Genomic DNA, 17,689 nt, shown 5'->3' on the forward strand with positions numbered 1-17,689 from the left:
AATCCCGATTCATTCGGGATTTTGTATTCATGTATTCATTATCTTCTTAACGAAGAAAATTCAATTTATGATCGTCATTATTTCATATACGGTTTCATTATAGAAGTCCAGAGTCGATAGCCTTCAGGAGTCATGTGCAATCTGTCTTCTACAAACAAATCTTCACGCACCTTCCCGTTGGAGTCATTCATTACTTTAGTAATATCAATAAAATCAGCATTTTTTTCTTTCTTCATCAATCTGGCTATTTTCATATTAGCTTCTTTCATTTGCTTCCAAAGGTGCTCTCTGCTCGGAGAATATTTTATCGAAATATAATCTACCTGAATATTCGGAAACTTTTCTCTTATTTTAGCATATAGAGTTTTAAATCTTTCTACCACGACATCAGATTTTAGCTGGGCATCATCTGCAAAATCGTTTTCTCCGCAGTAGATAATGATCTGTTTTGGCTCATAAGGCTGTAGAAGATCTTCAGCATAATAATTAAGATCAGTCAGTCTGGAACCTCCAAAACCACGGTTGATAATAACTTTGCCGGGAAAATAATCCGAAACATCCTGCCATTTAGTAAAAGATGAACTTCCTAAAAGCAAAATAGAATTATCCGGTGGAACAATCTCCTGATCAAGCTTTTTAAAATTTTGAATTTCATCCCAGAAAATTGGTTTTTTCTCCTGAGAAAAATTTAAAATAAAAATCAATAAAAGTACAACAAAAAAAATCTTCTTCATTTTAGTAGTATAAGAGTATTAATGTAATAAAAACTCCCGATAATTTCGGGAGCATTGGTTATCTTTTGTAAGTTATATAAGTGTAATCTATCTTCGTGTCACCGTCCTGATCTATATTATCAGTCAAGGTCATGAGCTGTAGTTCCGAACTGCTTAGAATAATGACTTTAAATGGTCTTTCAGAATCATTCGCAAATTTGGTGACAAGAATTTTTTCTTCGTTACTGTATGAATAGGTTCCTTCTGTCTTTACATTACTGCAATTGGCACCTGATCCTGTAAAAGCATTATAAGATGTATAATAATCTGTTCTGAACTCTAACGTGTTTTTTGTCTCACAGCCCGTAGGAACAATTGTTGAAATTACCGTTTTATTATCTGCTCCGGAGACAACTTCAGTTTTTACAGTTTTCCATTCACCCTTCAGCATATCAAGTTCATAAGCTTGATAGTCATCTTCACACGAAGTCAACGCCAATGCGGAAAAGGCAAATAAAAGTAGGTGTTTTTTCATTTTCACAAATTTTATAATATGCTAAAATATAAATAAATTTGAAATATATATAATGAAATCAAGGATTTTTGAACGAATGATTGAAGAAAAATTATTTTTAAATAAAAATTTGAGGTCAATAAGTGAATTTATTAATAAAATTCAACTTGCTCTGACCTCAATCATTCAAATTTTATAGAAATTTTAAAATTAATAACTCATTTCTACAATTTTATAAACATCCTTTGGAGTAAGATTTTTATTTTCACCTAAACCAACCCAGTTTCTTTCTGTAAACGCTTTTTCAATCTTTTCTGCTGTTCCTTCAAAATCTTTTGTATAATCTGAAAGTTTAGTGTGTATATCAAGACTATGAAAAAACTCCTCAAGCTTGGCAATAGCTTTTTCTGCTTTTTCTTCAGTATTTCCTTCAGAAATTCCCCAGACTCTTTCTGCATACTGTGCCAGTTTACCTTTTTTAGCTTCAAAATTATAACGGTAGTGTGAAGGGGCAATTACAGCAAGTGTTCGTGCATGATCAATTCCGTAATGTGCTGTAAGCTCGTGTCCCATTGCATGAACCGCCCAGTCTGTGACCACTCCTTTCTGAATTAATCCGTTGAGTGCCATTGTGCAGCACCACATAAAATTAGCAGCCGCATCATAGTCAAAATCATCATCCATAACTTTAGGAGCTGCATTCTGTAAGCTGATTAAAATACTTTCGGCAATTCTTTCCTGTAAATCAGCAGAAGAAGGGCTGGTCATGTACTGTTCCAGAACATGAGTATAAGCATCTGCAATTCCGTTAGCAATCTGATTTTTAGGAATCGAACGAACTACTTCCGGATCCAGAACAGAAAACTGCGGAAACAGACCAGGACCTCCTGAAGAAAGTTTTTCATTGGTTTCTCTTCTTGAAATCACATATCCGGAATTCATTTCAGATCCGGTTGCAGGTAATGTAAGAACGGTTCCGAAAGGCATTCCTTTACCCTCCATTGTTCGTACGGGTTTTGTAAGAATTTCCCATGGTTCACCATCATAATTAGCAGCAGCAGATAGAAATTTAACCCCGTCTATAACCGATCCACCTCCTACAGCAAGCAGATAGTTGATATTGTTTTCTTTAATATACCGTAAAGCCTTAACCAGGACTTCGTATTCCGGATTAGCCGGAACCCCTCCAAACTCATGCATATCATGGTCTTTCAAAGCATCTTTTACCTGGTCGTAAATACCATTGTTTTTAATACTTCCGCCTCCATAAATCATTAAAATTCTGGCATCTTGTGGAATTTCTTTTGAAATTTTGGTCATTTCACCTTTCCCGAAAAGTATTTTTGTTGGATTTTTAAACTCGAAATTTAGCATTGTTCTTATTTATTTTACACCAAATTTACGAATACATATAAAATAACTACCTCTCTAAAGCTTTAAATTTTTAATGAATGAATTTGATTAAAACTATCAGGCATTTTGTGATTTATATGTTGTCATTTCAACCGATACATTTTAAAGATCGTTTAGTCTGCTCTTTAATTCTTCCATACTGTAATTTGCAGGAATTGCTTCTTTACCATTTTCATTGATGAGACCATAATAATTGTTGATAGATTCTACCAGAGCGTAACCTTTTTTAAGTTCGTCAAATTTTCGTATTCTTTTGTAAATGGCCGGTACAACCAATTTTCCTTGAATGTCAATCATGCCATACGTATCTGAAATTGATTTTACCAAAGCTAAATCTTTATGTAATTTTCCAAATTTGTCAATTTTAGAATAAACAGGAGCTACAACCTGCTTGTTATCCTTATCAATAAATCCGTAAGTTCCGGACATGGTTTTTACCATTGCCCAGTTAGTCTGATATTCATTATAAGGATAAACTTTTTTATATTGCGCAAAAGATTTTATGCTTGTGATGATCATTAAACCTGCAAAGAAAGTTTTTATCATAACTTAAAATATTTGGATTTCGAAAAACTAAAATAAACATTAAGTAAGAATTAACAAAGTTAATTATCACTTATTATTGAAAAACTATTGTAGTATAATTTTGTAGTATCCATTTTCGTCAGTAACATCTATTCCAATTCCCGTAAAAGATAATTTGTTGATCTGAAAACCATTACAACCGCCTTTAAACTCCGAAGACTCTATGGAAAAATTAAAAACTCTTACTGCTGAATAAAATGTATAATTTTTTGTTCCGTTATATGCGCCTACATTTTCAAGCACAATTTTATTGTCTGACGTTTTTGTCAATTCTATTTTACCTTTATTTTCTTCCTCAATATAAAAGTTGCCCAGATTACCATTGGAGATTAAATTCTCATTATTCGAGTTCACTACCTCAAATACGACAGGAAGAGGAGCATTATAACATTCTTCGCCACACGCTGTGAAAATAAAAACTGATATGAGAACAAGAAAAATATTTTTCATTTCAGGACATTTAAATTATGAAGTAGCAGCTAATTAAATTCAAACAATTTTGCTGTCAGTTATACCAACGTAAAAATATCAATATTTCATTTAAGATTTTAAAATTTTGATAAAAAAATAATATTTAATGGTATGATTCACCCCCGAAAGTTCAAAAAATCCCTAAATTTGTTACTATGATATACGACCAACGAGAAGAAAAATTCAGGCAGATTGTGGAAAATAAATTCCAGATTTATAATTCATTATTTATGAGTCTGCCGTATGATAAAATGACCAATATCGGCATGCTTCTGCCTTTTCTCTGTGAAGAAAGCAGAGACGGCTATCAGAAAGGAAAAACTCCGGTAGAAATCGTAGAAGAGTTTTTCACAAGTCATACCGATTTACAGACTGAAGATCAGAAATTGGAACTTCTTTTTAAAATCATACAGTATATTGAAAGACAGGTAGTTTTATTTGACAGTATTGAAGATGCTGCATTTCCCGGATTGCACTCCGAAAGCGATAACGGAACCATAACCAATCTTTATGAAAGAGCTTATCACGATCATAAGCTTGAAAAGGTAAGAGAAAAACTAAAAGATTTTACTGTAAAAATTGTATTTACAGCCCATCCCACACAGTTTTATCCCAGTTCCGTGCAACGCATCATTCATGATTTGAGACACGCAATCAGTTCAGATTCAATCACCAATATAGATATGCTGTTGCAGCAACTTGGCAAAACTCCTTTTGTTAATAAAGAAAAACCTACTCCGATTGATGAAGCGTTAAGCATCATTCATTATTTAAGATATGTCTATTATGATTCTATCGGTGAGTTGTTTGATAAAATCAAAAAAACATTTGGCAACAGTCACGATCATCTCCACGAAGATATCATCCAGCTTGGCTTTTGGCCGGGAGGAGACCGGGACGGCAATCCTTTTGTGACAGCAGAAGTCACCAAAAGAGTTTCTGAAGAATTACGTTCAGCGATTTTAAAATCCTATTATGCTAATTTGAAAGACGTACGAAGAAGACTGAGTTTCAGAGGAGTTTCAGAAGTTCTGGGAAAACTGAGCGCCGAATTGTATTCCGCAATTTTCCGAAATGAAAAACTGAGCACTGAAAATATTCTTAAGCACCTGAATGAAGCCGAAGAAATTTTAGTGAAAGAACACAATTCGCTCTTTCTGAAAGTGCTTATCAATTTTAAAGACCGCGTGAAAATTTTCGGGACTCATTTTGCAACATTAGACATCCGGCAGGACAGCAGAATTCATCAGCAGGTAATTGATGGGGTATTTGCAAAACTGTTTGGAAATATTGATGCAGATTATTCTGAAAAATATAACAAACTAATAGAACATTCTGGAAAAGCTGCAGCCGATGATTTTGAAGATATTGTAAGAGATACATTGATCAATGTTCAGCAAATCAGACAAATTCAGGATTTCAACGGAATCAGAGGGATGAACCGCTATATTATTTCCAATTCTGATGCGGTGAAAGATGTAATGAATGTGTATGCTTTTTTCAAAATCTCAGGCTATCAGGATGACGAAATCAATATGGATATCGTTCCTCTTTTTGAAACGATGGAAGGTCTTGCGAATGCAGAAAATGTGATGCGGGATCTGTATCAAAATCCTGTCTATAAAAAACATCTCCACAGAAGAGGAAATCAGCAGACCATCATGCTTGGTTTTTCAGACGGCACAAAAGATGGAGGCTACCTCAAAGCCAACTGGGAAATTTATAAAGCCAAAGAAATCCTCACAAAAATATCAGAAGAAAACGGAATAAAAGTGGTGTTTTTTGACGGTAGAGGCGGTCCTCCGGCAAGAGGCGGAGGCAAAACTCACGATTTTTATGCATCACAGGGAAAAACGATAGCTAATAATAAAATTGAACTTACTATTCAGGGACAGACCATCACAAGTATTTTTGGAAATAAAGAGCAGGCTAAGTATAATTTTGAACAGCTTCTGACTGCGGGAATAGAAAATGATGTGTTTAAAAATTCAAAAAAAGATTTAACCGAACATGAAAGAAAGCTGATTATTGAGCTTGCAGAAATCAGTTATAAGAAATATTCAGACTTAAAGGCGCATCCGATGTTTGTTCCATATCTTCAGGAAATGAGTACGCTGGAATATTACGGAAAAACCAATATTGGCAGCCGTCCTTCAAAACGTGGCGGCGGAAATGAGCTTAAATTTGAAGATTTAAGAGCAATCCCATTTGTGGGATCATGGTCTCAGCTTAAGCAGAATGTTCCCGGTTTTTTCGGTTTTGGATTTGCGATGCAGCAACTGAAAGAACAGGGAAGATTTGATGAGATAAAGAATTTATACAGAGGATCAGATTTTTTCAAAACATTAGTTTTAAACTCAATGATGAGTATGAATAAGTCTTATTTTCCGCTGACCTATTACATTAAAGACAATCCTAAATTTGGCGACTTTTGGCAAATTTTATTTGAAGAATTTCAACTGTCAAAAGAGATTATGCTGGAGCTTACGGGTTTCAAAATCCTTCAGCAGGAAGATCCGCTTTCAAGAAAATCTGTAAAAATCCGCGAAAAAATAGTGCTTCCGCTTTTGAGTATTCAGCAATATGCATTAATGAAAATTCAAAAAGGCGAAGGAAATATTGAAGCGTACAAAAAACTGGTTACCCGTTCTTTGTTTGGTAACATTAATGCAAGCAGAAACTCTGCCTAAAGAAATTCTTTTAAAACATTTAATAAAATTAGAAGGTCAGGCTTCATTACGAAACCTGACCTTTTTCATTGAAAAAATTCTAAATTTAGAATTTACACGCAAGACCAAACTGAAAAACCTGGCTTCTGATAAATTCATTCGGGTTATTATGGGATATATCTATAAGTCCTGCAGCATATCTTGCAGTAATCCCTATATTATTTGTGAAGTAATATCCTGCACCAAGCCCAACACCAAAATCAAAATTTCTAAAAAGATCTTTAACATCTGCTGAACCAGCATCCGTTTTCACCTCTTTATTGATGGCAGCACTAAACTGTGGTCCGGCTTCGAGATACAATTCCGGCATGATATTATACTGAATCATAATAGGAACAGAAATATAATCAAGATTTAATTTTACGTCTGACATGCCTTCGACTTTTGCACCTGCATTATTGTACAAGACTTCAGGTTGTACACTTACAGAAGTTCCCAATGGAATATTTGCAAAAATACCACCATAGATTCCTGCTTTTCCTTTAAATCCATCCGTATTGATTGAAGACAAATTCAGTCCCGCTTTCAGTCCGAATCGTGTTGCTGAAGCTGAAGATTCAGTTTTATCCTGAGCGAATGACAGAGAAGATGTAACAATAGCAAGTCCCAACAAAATTTTTTTCATAGTTTATTATTTAATTTTTTAAATCGGCGCAATTTAGTAAAATTCCATAGAAACTCATTGAAAAATTAAAAGGTCAGGCTTCATTACGAAACCTGACCTTTCTACTGAAATAAGATTTATTATTGATTAAAATTTGTATGCTAAACCAACTTGAAATACATTGTTTCTGATGGCGTCAGAATTTGCCGGTCTATCTTTGGCAATATCGGTAACACCAGCAACATATCTTGCAGTGATCCCGATGTTATCTGTGAAATAATATCCTGCTCCCAAACCGATTCCTACGTTGAACCCGTTCAGACTATCTTTGTAGTTTCCAGACTCAGTAATCACATTATTATCAGTTTCATTTTTAAATTTGTTTTTTGCGCTTACTAAGAATCCGAACTCAGGACCTGCTTCTAAGTAGAAGTTTGGCACCAGATTATACTGGAACATTACCGGAACTGCAATATAATCTAAATGTCTTGCTCTTGAATAACGGTTTCCTAATACAACCTGGTCATACTTATCACCATACTGGCTGTATAAAACCTCTGGCTGAATGCTGAAAGATTCTGCTATAGGAATGTTGGCAAATACACCGGCATTGAAACCTATTTTAGAACCCTGATCTTCCAAAGCACCGTCTTTAGACAATGAAGAAACGTTCATTCCACCTTTGATACCGAATCTAACGTCTGAAGACATTGTCCTTGTGGTAGTGGTAGTTGTCGTAGTCGTCTGAGCAAATGCTAAAGATGTTGACAACACTGCGATTCCTAAAATTAATTTTTTCATAACTTAAATTTTAATATTACTAATTCTAATTTTAAATTTTACCGCCAACTTTTCTTTGTTGGACGGGTGGTATCTTTCAAATTGTTTGCCAAAAAATCATTTAACATAATAAAACACAAAATTACCACCCTTAGAAAGAATGGTAATTTTTTAAAATATTGATTTTCAGAAAAATAATTTCGTTAAAATATTATGCTAAAAATAATAATTTCAATACTTTCCGAAATTAAATGACTCAGAAATGACTAAAAACCGCTTAATTCTCTGTAAAAATGAAGTGATTTTTTGATATTTTCATCGCTGCACTTGTAATCGTATACACTGGAGCCAATATCTGAAAGCAATGAAAAATTAATTACTAAGTCTGAATTTTTCTTATCATTCAAAAGCAGACCGAAAATCTGCATATCATCAAAACCGCTTATATCTATTGAGCAGAAGTAACGCTGGATATTTTCAATAACTAAATCTGCTGTTTCTTTATCTATTAAACCTTCCAGAAAAGAAAGATACGTCTCGCAAATCATTCCCAAAGCTACAGCTTCACCATGCAATATCGGTTTTTCATCTGCAAGACAGAGGCTTTCAATAGCATGACCAATAGTATGACCAAAGTTTAAAGTTTTTCTTATATTTTTTTCAAAACAGTCTGCATTCACAATTTCCTGTTTTATTTCCATTGATTGCGCAATAAAAGCTTCAATAGATGCCGCATCCGGATGCTGAATCTTTATCAGATCTTCCCAATGCTTTTTGTCTGCGATAAGACCGTGCTTCAGCATCTCGGCAAAACCGCTTATTAATTCTTTATGGGGAAGAGTTTCCAGAAATTTAGGATAAACATAAATTTTTTCGGGAAAAGCAAATGTTCCCACCATGTTTTTGTAATTCATCAGATCAATCCCAGTTTTTCCGCCAATTGATGCATCACACATCGAAAGCAGAGTAGTAGGAATATTGATGAACTGAATGCCTCTTTTATAGGTAGAAGCAACAAAGCCGCCAAGATCGGTAATGACACCGCCACCAAGATTGATGAGCAAAGCTTTTCTGTCGGCCTGCATTTCTGTAAGAATTTCCCAGAGCTGATTGGCTGTCTGGATGTTTTTCATTTCTTCACCCGCTTCAATTTCAAGAATTTCAAAGCTGATTTCTGTTTTCAGATTTCCCAGAAAGAGAGGAAGGCAGTATTCATGGGTATTCTCATCAACCAGAATGAAAATTTTGCTGAAAGATTTTTCTGCAATAAACTGATTGATCTGAGAAAAACTGTTATCTAATAAGGTAATCATGATCTGATTATTTTTATGGGTATTATTAAAGCATTACAAAGTTATGATTCTTAATTTTTAACTCGTTATTAAATATACTATCTTTGCAGAAATATTTAGCATGAGCAGAGACAACAATTCAGGAAAACCAAAAAGACCAAGAAGTTCAACAAGAAATAATTCTGATGGTTCTCGCGCTTCCAAATCTGGAAATTCCGGATCAAAACCTTTTAAAAAAACTTTCCCTAAAGCCGGAGAGCGAAATTCTGATTCCAGAAGAAGCAGTGACACAAGTTACGAAGCCAGAATGGAAAAGAAATATTCTAAAATTGAAAAAGAGCCTTATATTACCAATCCCGGTGAGGAGAAAAAATCTTTCAGTCCTAAAAGAGGTGGCGGCAAAAACTTCGATACCAGAGACAAATACGAAAGAGGAAGCCTGAAATATGGCAGAAGACCAGGATCGTCTGACGAAAAAGACGGCGACAAAGCCAGATCTTTTGTGCAGAAAAGAAGATTTAAAAAAGTAGAAAAAGACGTTCATAAGGATACAATCCGTCTGAATAAATATATTGCCAATTCCGGAATATGCAGCAGGAGAGAAGCCGATGAGCTTATTACGCAGGGATTGGTGGAAGTAAACGGAAAGGTAGTAACAGAAATGGGATATCAGGTTCAGAAAACCGATAAAGTTGTTTTTGACGGGCAAAACATCACTCCCGAAAAACCTGTTTATGTACTTTTAAATAAACCAAAAGGATATATTTCTACCACCAAAGATGATAAAGCAAGAAAAACTGTAATGGATCTGGTTGCAAATGCATCACCTTACAGACTTTTCCCTGTCGGCAGACTGGATCGTTCTACAACGGGTGTGATTTTGCTTACCAACGACGGACACATGACAAAAAAGCTTACACATCCTTCGTTTGATGCTAAGAAAATCTATCATGTGACTTTGGATAAAAAACTGACTCATGAAGATATGAAGCTTATCGCTGAAGGAATTCGACTGGATGAAGGGGTAGCTGTGGTAGATCAAATTTCTTTCATTGAAGGGAAGCCGAAAAATGAAGTAGGTATTGAAATTCATATCGGCTGGAACCGGGTGATCAGAAGAATTTTCCAGAGATTAGGATATGAAGTTGAGGCTCTGGACAGAGTAATGTTTGCAGGTCTTACCAAGAAAAATATCAAGAGAGGACACTGGAGAATTTTAACAGAACTGGAAGTAAATAACTTAAAAATGTTATAAAAAAAAGAGACTTTTTAAAGTCTCTTTTTTAATTTTTTATTACAAAGATTGTCATCCAGAAAATAGTAAATATAATACTTAGCCATAAGATTCTTTGACCATGTTTTCTGTCTTTTTCATTAAAATAATAGATTCGCTCTCCATTCGGAAGCTGTTTTTTTAGTTTGATAATAGCAATTGCAATCGCAAAGCTTACAAAAATCAACATTCCCCAAACCAACGAAAGAATACATCCTATTATTGCAAAAATATAACCCAAAGTGATATAGTTTTTAACTTCTTTGGGATTTTCATAATCATTCCTTAAAGAATTTAAACGTTTTTCATCAATCGCATCTATTTCTTCATCGGAAATATTTTCGCCCCTTTGCTTTAAAATTCTTTTTGCTGCTTCATAATCAAACTCATTCCATTCATCTTTCTTAAAAATAATGTCTTTGAGTTCATCGTCTGAATATTCAAAAAGGTAATAATCTTCAGGAATATCTATTTCATTAGCATAATAATCCGAAAGTGCCTTATTTGCGATCATAAAATCATCATCTGCAATCAAGATCTGGTACACTACTCTTAATTGATTCGTTGAAAAACTTGGGTCAAAATCTTTTTCGTTATCAACTGTTCTATAAACTATAGAATGACGATCCAACACAGAAGCTATTTCTTCAATGATATATTTATCGCTGCTTTTTCTGAAAACACTATCCATTACATCCACTATCCCAAAACAGTAACGCCTTTCTGAATCATCTCATAAACAGCATCTCTGCCATTTTCAGGCTTTACATTTACCGCTTTTGTTCCGTTAAAATGAAGACAGGTGATATATCCGTTAGCTACAGCATCCAGTGCGGTAAACTTCACGCAATAATCCATTGCCAGACCTACAATTTCAACCAACTGAATTTCGTGATATTTTAAAAAATCATCCAGTCCGGTTTTCATAAAATGGTTGTTATCCTGAAAGCCGCTGTAACTGTCGATTTCGGGGTTTTTACCTTTCTGCACAATATGGGTTACTTTATCACGGTTCAGATCCTGATGAAATTCTGCTCCGAAAGTTCCTTCCACGCAATGATCCGGCCACATAAACTGTGGAATGCCATTCAGAATGATACTTTCGCCAACTTTCCTGTTGTTGTTGCTTGCAAAACTTTTGTGGTGAGCGGGATGCCAATCCTGAGTGAGAATAATCTGGTCATATTCATTTTCTTCCATTAGAAGATTAATATATGGAATAATGTTATTGGCTTCGGGTACGGCAAGTGCGCCTCCTTCACAGAAGTCATTTTGCACATCGACGATAATCAGGGCTTTTTTCATAAAGAAAAGATAGAAATTATAATTAAATTTACAAAAACTATCTCAAAAATTTGTCCATATTTTTTTTTCGGACAAATCGGCATTTATGAAAACATTTATCATTGTAAGAAGTCTTTTTGACCAGCGAAAACGTCAGCTTTTAATTCATCAATAAAAGCTTCTAATTGTCCAAAAAAGACGATAACGCAGTTTTGGTATTGGCATTGCTTACTAAAATTATCCAAAATTCAAGTTAAATAAATGCTTTTTTGCAAAATGCGTTATAAAAGTTTACATAACGAAAAAGACTTCACAGAAATAATCGAAAGAATACAGCAGCTTTCTGAAAACTCTCATAAAAAATGGGGAAAAATGAATGTTTCTCAGATGCTTCTGCATTGTGATAAAATTCTTCAGATTGCCTTACAGAAGATTGAACTTCCGTCTATTGGCTTACTTTTTCGCACCGCAGGAATTTTGACAAAATATGAAATCTCCCTTTTCAATAACGGAATTCCCAGAAATATGCCTACTTTTAAAAAAGTTATTGTTAATTTTGAATGTGATTTTTTACAAACCCAAAGAAATCTCCTGATAAGACTTGAGGAATATAATGATAGGTACAGGAATCATCAGTTGCCTGAAAAGCATGAGCTGTTCGGCAAAATGAGAGAAAAAGACTGGGGCTTTTTAGAATACAAACATCTTGATCATCATTTAAAACAATTTAATGTATGAGTTTTTTTGATAAAATATTTGGCGGAAATAATGATAGTAATGAAGAAAAACTTCATTGGAATACTATAGAATCTGAAGAAGACCTGAAAGCAGCAATACAAAATTCTCATACTTCCAGAATAGGAATTTTTAAACATTCTACCAGTTGCTTTATCAGCAAAACCGTATTGAGAAATTTTGAAAAAGAGATCAAAGAATCCGGAAATTCTGATATTATTAATAATTTATATTATCTTGATTTATTGGCTTTCCGACCAATTTCAAATACAATTGCTGAAGATTTGGAAGTCCGTCATGAGAGTCCGCAGTTTTTAGTAATTGAAGATGGGGTAGTGATCAATCATGCTTCACACAATAATATTTCCTTAAGCCAATTCACCGCATGAAAAATATCCAGAATTACTTGGCTACAGTTTTTGAAGTTCCTGCAGAAAAAATGAATCTCTGTACCCTGCAGTATGAAACAAGAAAAATCAGCAAAAATGAATTTCTGCTGCAACATGGAGAAGTATGCAGAAATACTTTTTTTGTTGAAAAAGGACTGTTGAGAATGTACTCCATCGACAAAAACGGAAAAGAGCACATTATACAGTTTGCCCCGGAAAACTGGCTTATCGGTGACAGAAGCAGTTTATATTTTAATGAAAAATCAAAATATTATATTGAAGCAGTAGAAGATTCTGAAGTCTTGTTTTTGCAGCATGATTTTTTCAACAAACTTCTGGAAGAGTTTCCCAACAGTATCGAAAGAAATGATCTCATTATTCAGAAGCACGTAAAAAGCCTTCAGGACAGGATTAATTCTCTTCTTGGCGAAACAGCTGAAGAGCGCTATCTTAAATTTATCAAAATGTATCCTGATCTGATGATGCGGGTGCCGCAATGGATGATTGCATCATATTTAGGAATAACTCCCGAAAGTCTCAGCAGAGTGAGAAAGGAGCTTGCAAAAAAGAATTTTATCGCAGATTAAAATATATAAATTCACTACACCAAAGCCTATTCAGGATTTAGTGTAGTGATTATTCTATGTAGATATTCCTGTTCTCTTAAAACCTTTTCATAAGATTTTTTTGCGTATGATGATGAAACCTTCTTGCTGTCTAAATTTACATTGTAACTGTCATTTTCGGTATAACCTGTAAAGTTAACGGTATATTCAGTGATGAATGTTTCTATAAGCTTTCTTTTAATATCGCACAATGTATTGTTTTTTATTCTCTGCAAAGAATTGAGAATAAAAGATTTATCTCCATTAAAATTAATTACCTGAGTAATCATCGAAATATTGCTGCCCGTAGTTATAGAATTGGTTTCCTGTATTATAGGAAGTGGCTCATTATCATACATCATGACTTTTGTTTTTAAGATTTAAAGAAAGGAATTCATATCAATCATATCTCAGCCTTACCTTCAACACCATCTGAGTTATCTGTCTCTTTTCCGGTGATGGCTGTTGCAGCAAAAGTAATTAAGCTTACCAGTTTTCCTGCTTTCGTATCCCAATAGTAAGTATCTTTTGGAGTTACTCTGATAATAGAAACATTAGGGTCATCCTTGCCGTCAAACCATGCATTTGCCATTGATGACCATTTATCTTCAATGGTTGCTCTGTCTTTATAAATGGTAGCTTCACCAAAAACTGAAAGATACTCTGAATCAGAATTATTCATAAAAATAAGCTGAACTCTATTGTCATCTTTGATCTGAAAATTTTTGTTGCTTGCATCACTGCTTATAAACCATAGATTTCCGTCATCATCAGTTTCCTGCAAAGACATAGGTCTTGTATTGATAGGAAGTTTTTCCAATTCTGTACAAAACATGCAGAATTTTGCTTTTTCAGATAATTCTTTGATTTTTTTTACCGCATCGGTACGGTTTAAATTTTCTGTTGACATATAATAATAATTTGGTGTTAATAGAAAGTGTTACTTCTAGATAATTTTGACGCTTCAAAAACCTAACCAAAAATATTGATTCTATAAAAATATATTTATTTTGATGCTCAGTCAGCGTGAAATAACATTTACAAAACAACTTATTTTACTAAAACAAGTTTATGATTGAAATCATAAGATAATATTTCACTAAGCCATAACTTCGTGAAATATTATTTGATACAGTTCGAAAAATATCTAAAATCACCAACCAAAATAATTAGTATGAAAAATTTAACCTTAATTCTAGGATTATTTGTTATATCTGTGAGTTGCAAGTCTAAAGACACAGAAATTCCTGTTAGTTCTAACGATAGTATATCAGTAGACACTACATCACTATATCAATCAGCCGACACCTCTAAACTTACAACAATTCCCGACGATACTGTACAGATAAAATCTGATACCATGAAAGCTGTAAGATAAACTGCTTTAACAATTGAAGATATATACTCTTTGAGTAATAGATTTTTTATTATATAAAATAATTAATACTGAGGATAAAGTAAAATAATTACTGTTGTATCAGTTTATTCCTGATTATAAAATAACGATTTTACAATATCTTTAAGTCAAGATTATCAATACTTTATATTTTAAATTAAGAGAAATCATGCTTATCAATCAAAAATTTTTAGAATCTGCAGGAGCTGTAAGAAGGAATTACCAACCCTCAGAAATCATATTTACAGAAGGAGAAAAACCCAAGTATTTTTATCAGATCATTTATGGTTCAGTAAAAACAAACAACTATGATGAATCTGGAAAAGAGAGCATACAAAACCTTTTGGAAGAAGGAGATTGTTTCGGTGAAACATTATTATTCATGAATCGCTGCTATCCTATGAACGCTGTTGCACTTACAGATTGTGAGGTTTTAAGCTTAAAAAAAGAAAAATTTATAGAACTTGTTAAAAACCATCCTAAACTTTCTTTCGAAATTAACAAATCTTTATCACAAAAGCTTTATTTTAAACTGATTATGGCACAAAATATGTGTGTACAAAATCCGAAAATCCAACTCATTACTTTGATGAATTATCTGAAAAGTTTTGAAAATGAGGACACCAAGTTTTCGTTTCAAATACCATTAACGAGACAGCAGATGGCAAATCTTACAGGAATGTGTGTGGAAACTGTTATCCGTACGGTAAAAAAACTAGAACGCAACGGTGAGCTTATCATCGAAAATGGTAAAATATTGTATTAATAAACTATAAGCCATGAAAACAATCAGTTGCATGAAAATTGACGAACAGCTTCTGGGAGCCTACAGTGCAGAAGTAAGAAAGTATGAGGAAAAGGAAATCATATTTTCTGAAGGGGATTTTCCTTCATATTATTATCAGATTGCAGAGGGAGCGATCAAACTAAACAATTACAATGAAGACGGAAAAGAATTTATACATAATATCCTAGGAAAAGACCAAAGTTTTGGTGATCCGTTACTTTTTATGGATAAAACATATCCCATGAACGCCTCAGCATTAAAGCCATCAATAGTTATTCGTCTTCCTAGAAAAAATTTCATCAATCTGGTCAAAGAAAACCCTCAGATTTCACTAGATATGAATGCCTGTCTGTCCCATCGTTTATATTATAAAATGATAATGATGCAGAGTATGGCTTCTCAGAATCCTTATGCGAGAATCATTGGTCTGTTTGATTATCTGAAAAGTTATGCAGATTGTAACGATCATCATTCCTTCCAGATTCTTATGACCAGACAACAAATTGCCGACCTTACAGGATTGAGAGTAGAAACAATCATCCGAACTATCAAAAAAATGGAAAGTGAAGGATATATCAAAATAAAAGACAGAAAAATATATTACTGATTTTTATAACACCACCATAATACCAACCACCTTAAATATTACGATATGGAATTCCAACAAAAACTACTCAATTACATCAGCGAATCGCTGATTACCAGCAACGAAACAATTTCTATTGCAGAAAGCGTTACATCGGGTCTTTTTCAGCTTGCATTTTCACAAATGCCTAATGCCAGTCTCTTTTATAAAGGAGGAATTACCACTTACACTCTTGATGAGAAAGTAAAACTGCTCAATGTAAACGAAGAAGAAGCAAACCTTTGTGACTGTGTTTCTGATACTATCGCAGATCAAATGGCGTTAGGAGTCGCACAGTTATTTGATACAGATTGGTCTATTGCTGTTACAGGTTACGCAAATCCTATCAGAAACTCTGCTTTTAAGATTTTCTCGCATTATTCTATTGCTTATAAAGGAGAGATTATTTTGTCAAGAAAGCTGGAACTCCATCCCAAAACCCAACCGCTGGAAGCACAGCAATATTTTACAGAATTTATTTTGGGATGCTTCAAATGTGAAATCAATAAATTACTGATCCTAAAATAGATACATGAGAAAAACAATAGCCACAATCGGATTATGCATTTTTGTAATGACAAATCTTTCCTGCAGATGCGATATTGAAGAAGATGAAGCAGAAAATAAAAGAACTGATAGTGTATACAAACCCAAAAAACAAATTTAAATTCAGTAGTGTCTTATCAGTAAAAAATTTTTCTGTTTTGAATTTTCACAACACCCTGTTTTTCAAGATTTTTAATAACTCTTATTACGGTTTCAACACTTAATCCTGTAAGAGAAGCCAGCTGTTGTCTTGTTAATGGAATCTGTAAAGAAAATGGCTCATGTTCGCTGCATTCATATTTCAGATAGTTCATCAGAGTAAGTAATTTCTGTGAAGGATTATGAAACGCCATACTCTGCATCATCATAAATTTGTAGTGAATATGCTCCGAAAGACAATGGATAATTTTAGAATAGTATTCAGGATGCTGTTCAAGTAAAGTTACAAAAGCAGTTTTAGACAATCGAAGTATTTCGCATTTTTCGATGGCAACGGCATTTTTAGGATAAATCATATCGGTAAATAATGATGATAATCCGATGCTCTGTCCGGAAGTAGCAATAGCCTGAATAAACTCTTTTCCGAGATCATTATAATTGTTTAGCTTTACTTTTCCTTTGATAATCAGGTAAAAGAACATAGGCAGGTCTCCCTCCGAAAAAATAATATCATCCGCATCATAACACCTTTCTTCAGCTCCAAATAATAGCAGCAAATCTTCTTTTATCATTTTTAAGTGATTTATTAATAATATATAAATCCAAAATCATCAAGCAAAAACATGATAATGATTTTATTATTGGTAAAGAAAAGCTAATTATTTGCATAATTAAACTAAAATGATACCATTTAGATACCACACTTCTCAACATATTTTAACGTGAGTTCGGGCTAAGAATAACTAAATTTATGATACAAAAAAGCAGAAAAATTAGTATATTTAAGGC

23 protein-coding genes are annotated in these 17,689 nt (G+C 33.7%); 10 read left to right on the top strand and 13 right to left on the bottom strand.

Annotated features, from left to right (window positions below; genetic code table 11):
• Nucleotides 1–77 precede the first annotated feature (77 nt).
• From AC0NBN_RS14280 to AC0NBN_RS14300, 5 genes are all read right to left on the bottom strand, one after another.
• Nucleotides 78–734 (bottom strand): GDSL-type esterase/lipase family protein, encoded by a 657-nt coding sequence (locus tag AC0NBN_RS14280; protein ID WP_160812310.1) that lies wholly within the window; start codon nt 732–734, stop codon nt 78–80.
• 58 nt (nt 735–792) lie between these two features.
• Nucleotides 793–1,248 carry a lipocalin-like domain-containing protein gene (locus AC0NBN_RS14285; RefSeq protein ID WP_160812311.1) on the bottom strand — a complete coding sequence of 152 codons (456 nt, stop codon included), beginning with the start codon at nt 1,246–1,248 and terminating at the stop codon, nt 793–795.
• 189 nt (nt 1,249–1,437) lie between these two features.
• Nucleotides 1,438–2,601: an iron-containing alcohol dehydrogenase gene (locus AC0NBN_RS14290; protein WP_160812312.1), complete on the bottom strand. Its 1,164-nt coding sequence runs from the start codon at nt 2,599–2,601 to the stop codon at nt 1,438–1,440.
• A 141-nt stretch (nt 2,602–2,742) separates the two neighbouring features.
• Nucleotides 2,743–3,186 (bottom strand): WG repeat-containing protein, encoded by a 444-nt coding sequence (locus AC0NBN_RS14295; protein ID WP_143885031.1) that lies wholly within the window; start codon nt 3,184–3,186, stop codon nt 2,743–2,745.
• An 84-nt stretch (nt 3,187–3,270) separates the two neighbouring features.
• On the bottom strand, nt 3,271–3,675 hold the full coding sequence (locus tag AC0NBN_RS14300; RefSeq protein ID WP_143885032.1) for a hypothetical protein: 405 nt from the start codon (nt 3,673–3,675) through the stop codon (nt 3,271–3,273).
• Nucleotides 3,676–3,851: 176 nt separating this feature from the next.
• Here AC0NBN_RS14300 and AC0NBN_RS14305 point away from each other — a divergent pair, with 176 nt between their 5' ends.
• Entirely contained in the window at nt 3,852–6,386 is a 2,535-nt protein-coding gene (locus AC0NBN_RS14305; RefSeq protein ID WP_160812313.1) for a phosphoenolpyruvate carboxylase, read from the top strand.
• An 85-nt stretch (nt 6,387–6,471) separates the two neighbouring features.
• Here the strand turns inward: AC0NBN_RS14305 and AC0NBN_RS14310 are convergent, their stop codons facing one another.
• The 3 genes from AC0NBN_RS14310 to aroB all read right to left on the bottom strand — a co-directional run bounded on the left by AC0NBN_RS14310 (nt 6,472) and on the right by aroB (nt 9,122).
• Nucleotides 6,472–7,050 (bottom strand): porin family protein, encoded by a 579-nt coding sequence (locus AC0NBN_RS14310; RefSeq protein WP_160812314.1) that lies wholly within the window; start codon nt 7,048–7,050, stop codon nt 6,472–6,474.
• Between the two features lie 126 nt (nt 7,051–7,176).
• The gene (locus AC0NBN_RS14315; RefSeq protein ID WP_160812315.1) at nt 7,177–7,830 is read right to left on the bottom strand and encodes a porin family protein; all 654 of its coding nucleotides are present in this window, start codon (nt 7,828–7,830) and stop codon (nt 7,177–7,179) included.
• 245 nt (nt 7,831–8,075) lie between these two features.
• A complete protein-coding gene (aroB, locus tag AC0NBN_RS14320) occupies nt 8,076–9,122 on the bottom strand; it encodes a 3-dehydroquinate synthase (RefSeq protein ID WP_160812316.1) in 1,047 nt (348 codons plus the stop codon).
• 100 nt (nt 9,123–9,222) lie between these two features.
• On the opposite strand from aroB, the gene AC0NBN_RS14325 reads away from it, so the two are divergent.
• On the top strand, nt 9,223–10,356 hold the full coding sequence (locus AC0NBN_RS14325) for a pseudouridine synthase (protein WP_312344581.1): 1,134 nt from the start codon (nt 9,223–9,225) through the stop codon (nt 10,354–10,356).
• Between the two features lie 28 nt (nt 10,357–10,384).
• Here the strand turns inward: AC0NBN_RS14325 and AC0NBN_RS14330 are convergent, their stop codons facing one another.
• Nucleotides 10,385–11,065, bottom strand: coding sequence for a hypothetical protein (locus tag AC0NBN_RS14330; protein ID WP_160812317.1), 681 nt, complete (start codon nt 11,063–11,065; stop codon nt 10,385–10,387).
• A gap of 8 nt (nt 11,066–11,073) precedes the next feature.
• Nucleotides 11,074–11,679 (bottom strand): bifunctional nicotinamidase/pyrazinamidase, encoded by a 606-nt coding sequence (pncA, locus tag AC0NBN_RS14335; RefSeq protein WP_160812318.1) that lies wholly within the window; start codon nt 11,677–11,679, stop codon nt 11,074–11,076.
• A gap of 255 nt (nt 11,680–11,934) precedes the next feature.
• Between pncA and AC0NBN_RS14340 the strand changes: the two genes are divergently transcribed.
• Genes AC0NBN_RS14340 through AC0NBN_RS14350 form a run of 3 tightly spaced genes read left to right on the top strand, consistent with a single transcriptional unit; the run spans nt 11,935 to nt 13,369 of the window.
• Nucleotides 11,935–12,396 carry a DUF1569 domain-containing protein gene (locus tag AC0NBN_RS14340; RefSeq protein WP_160812319.1) on the top strand — a complete coding sequence of 154 codons (462 nt, stop codon included), beginning with the start codon at nt 11,935–11,937 and terminating at the stop codon, nt 12,394–12,396.
• Complete coding sequence (gene ytxJ, locus AC0NBN_RS14345; protein ID WP_160812320.1) at nt 12,393–12,782, top strand: bacillithiol system redox-active protein YtxJ; 390 nt, start codon at nt 12,393–12,395, stop codon at nt 12,780–12,782. The genes AC0NBN_RS14340 and ytxJ overlap by 4 nt, the downstream gene beginning before the upstream one ends.
• On the top strand, nt 12,779–13,369 hold the full coding sequence (locus AC0NBN_RS14350) for a Crp/Fnr family transcriptional regulator (protein ID WP_143885041.1): 591 nt from the start codon (nt 12,779–12,781) through the stop codon (nt 13,367–13,369). Before ytxJ ends, AC0NBN_RS14350 begins: the two co-directional genes overlap by 4 nt.
• 26 nt (nt 13,370–13,395) lie before the next feature.
• On the opposite strand, the gene AC0NBN_RS14355 is transcribed toward AC0NBN_RS14350, so the two are convergent.
• Both AC0NBN_RS14355 and AC0NBN_RS14360 read right to left on the bottom strand, forming a co-directional pair.
• A complete protein-coding gene (locus tag AC0NBN_RS14355) occupies nt 13,396–13,749 on the bottom strand; it encodes a hypothetical protein (protein WP_160812321.1) in 354 nt (117 codons plus the stop codon).
• Between the two features lie 41 nt (nt 13,750–13,790).
• Nucleotides 13,791–14,297: a pyridoxamine 5'-phosphate oxidase family protein gene (locus tag AC0NBN_RS14360; protein ID WP_160812322.1), complete on the bottom strand. Its 507-nt coding sequence runs from the start codon at nt 14,295–14,297 to the stop codon at nt 13,791–13,793.
• A 306-nt stretch (nt 14,298–14,603) separates the two neighbouring features.
• On the opposite strand from AC0NBN_RS14360, the gene AC0NBN_RS14365 reads away from it, so the two are divergent.
• From AC0NBN_RS14365 to AC0NBN_RS14385, 5 genes are all read left to right on the top strand, one after another.
• A complete protein-coding gene (locus tag AC0NBN_RS14365) occupies nt 14,604–14,765 on the top strand; it encodes a hypothetical protein (RefSeq protein ID WP_160812323.1) in 162 nt (53 codons plus the stop codon).
• Nucleotides 14,766–14,952: 187 nt separating this feature from the next.
• Complete coding sequence (locus AC0NBN_RS14370; RefSeq protein WP_160812324.1) at nt 14,953–15,549, top strand: Crp/Fnr family transcriptional regulator; 597 nt, start codon at nt 14,953–14,955, stop codon at nt 15,547–15,549.
• A gap of 13 nt (nt 15,550–15,562) precedes the next feature.
• Entirely contained in the window at nt 15,563–16,177 is a 615-nt protein-coding gene (locus tag AC0NBN_RS14375; RefSeq protein ID WP_474468664.1) for a Crp/Fnr family transcriptional regulator, read from the top strand.
• Between the two features lie 45 nt (nt 16,178–16,222).
• Nucleotides 16,223–16,723 carry a CinA family protein gene (locus AC0NBN_RS14380; protein WP_160812325.1) on the top strand — a complete coding sequence of 167 codons (501 nt, stop codon included), beginning with the start codon at nt 16,223–16,225 and terminating at the stop codon, nt 16,721–16,723.
• 4 nt (nt 16,724–16,727) lie between these two features.
• Nucleotides 16,728–16,862, top strand: coding sequence for a hypothetical protein (locus AC0NBN_RS14385; RefSeq protein WP_474468667.1), 135 nt, complete (start codon nt 16,728–16,730; stop codon nt 16,860–16,862).
• Between the two features lie 16 nt (nt 16,863–16,878).
• Here AC0NBN_RS14385 and AC0NBN_RS14390 read toward each other — a convergent pair whose 3' ends face one another.
• Nucleotides 16,879–17,472 carry a Crp/Fnr family transcriptional regulator gene (locus AC0NBN_RS14390; protein ID WP_160812326.1) on the bottom strand — a complete coding sequence of 198 codons (594 nt, stop codon included), beginning with the start codon at nt 17,470–17,472 and terminating at the stop codon, nt 16,879–16,881.
• Nucleotides 17,473–17,689: the final 217 nt, after the last annotated feature.

The organism is Chryseobacterium sp. L12 (genome assembly GCF_056133985.1).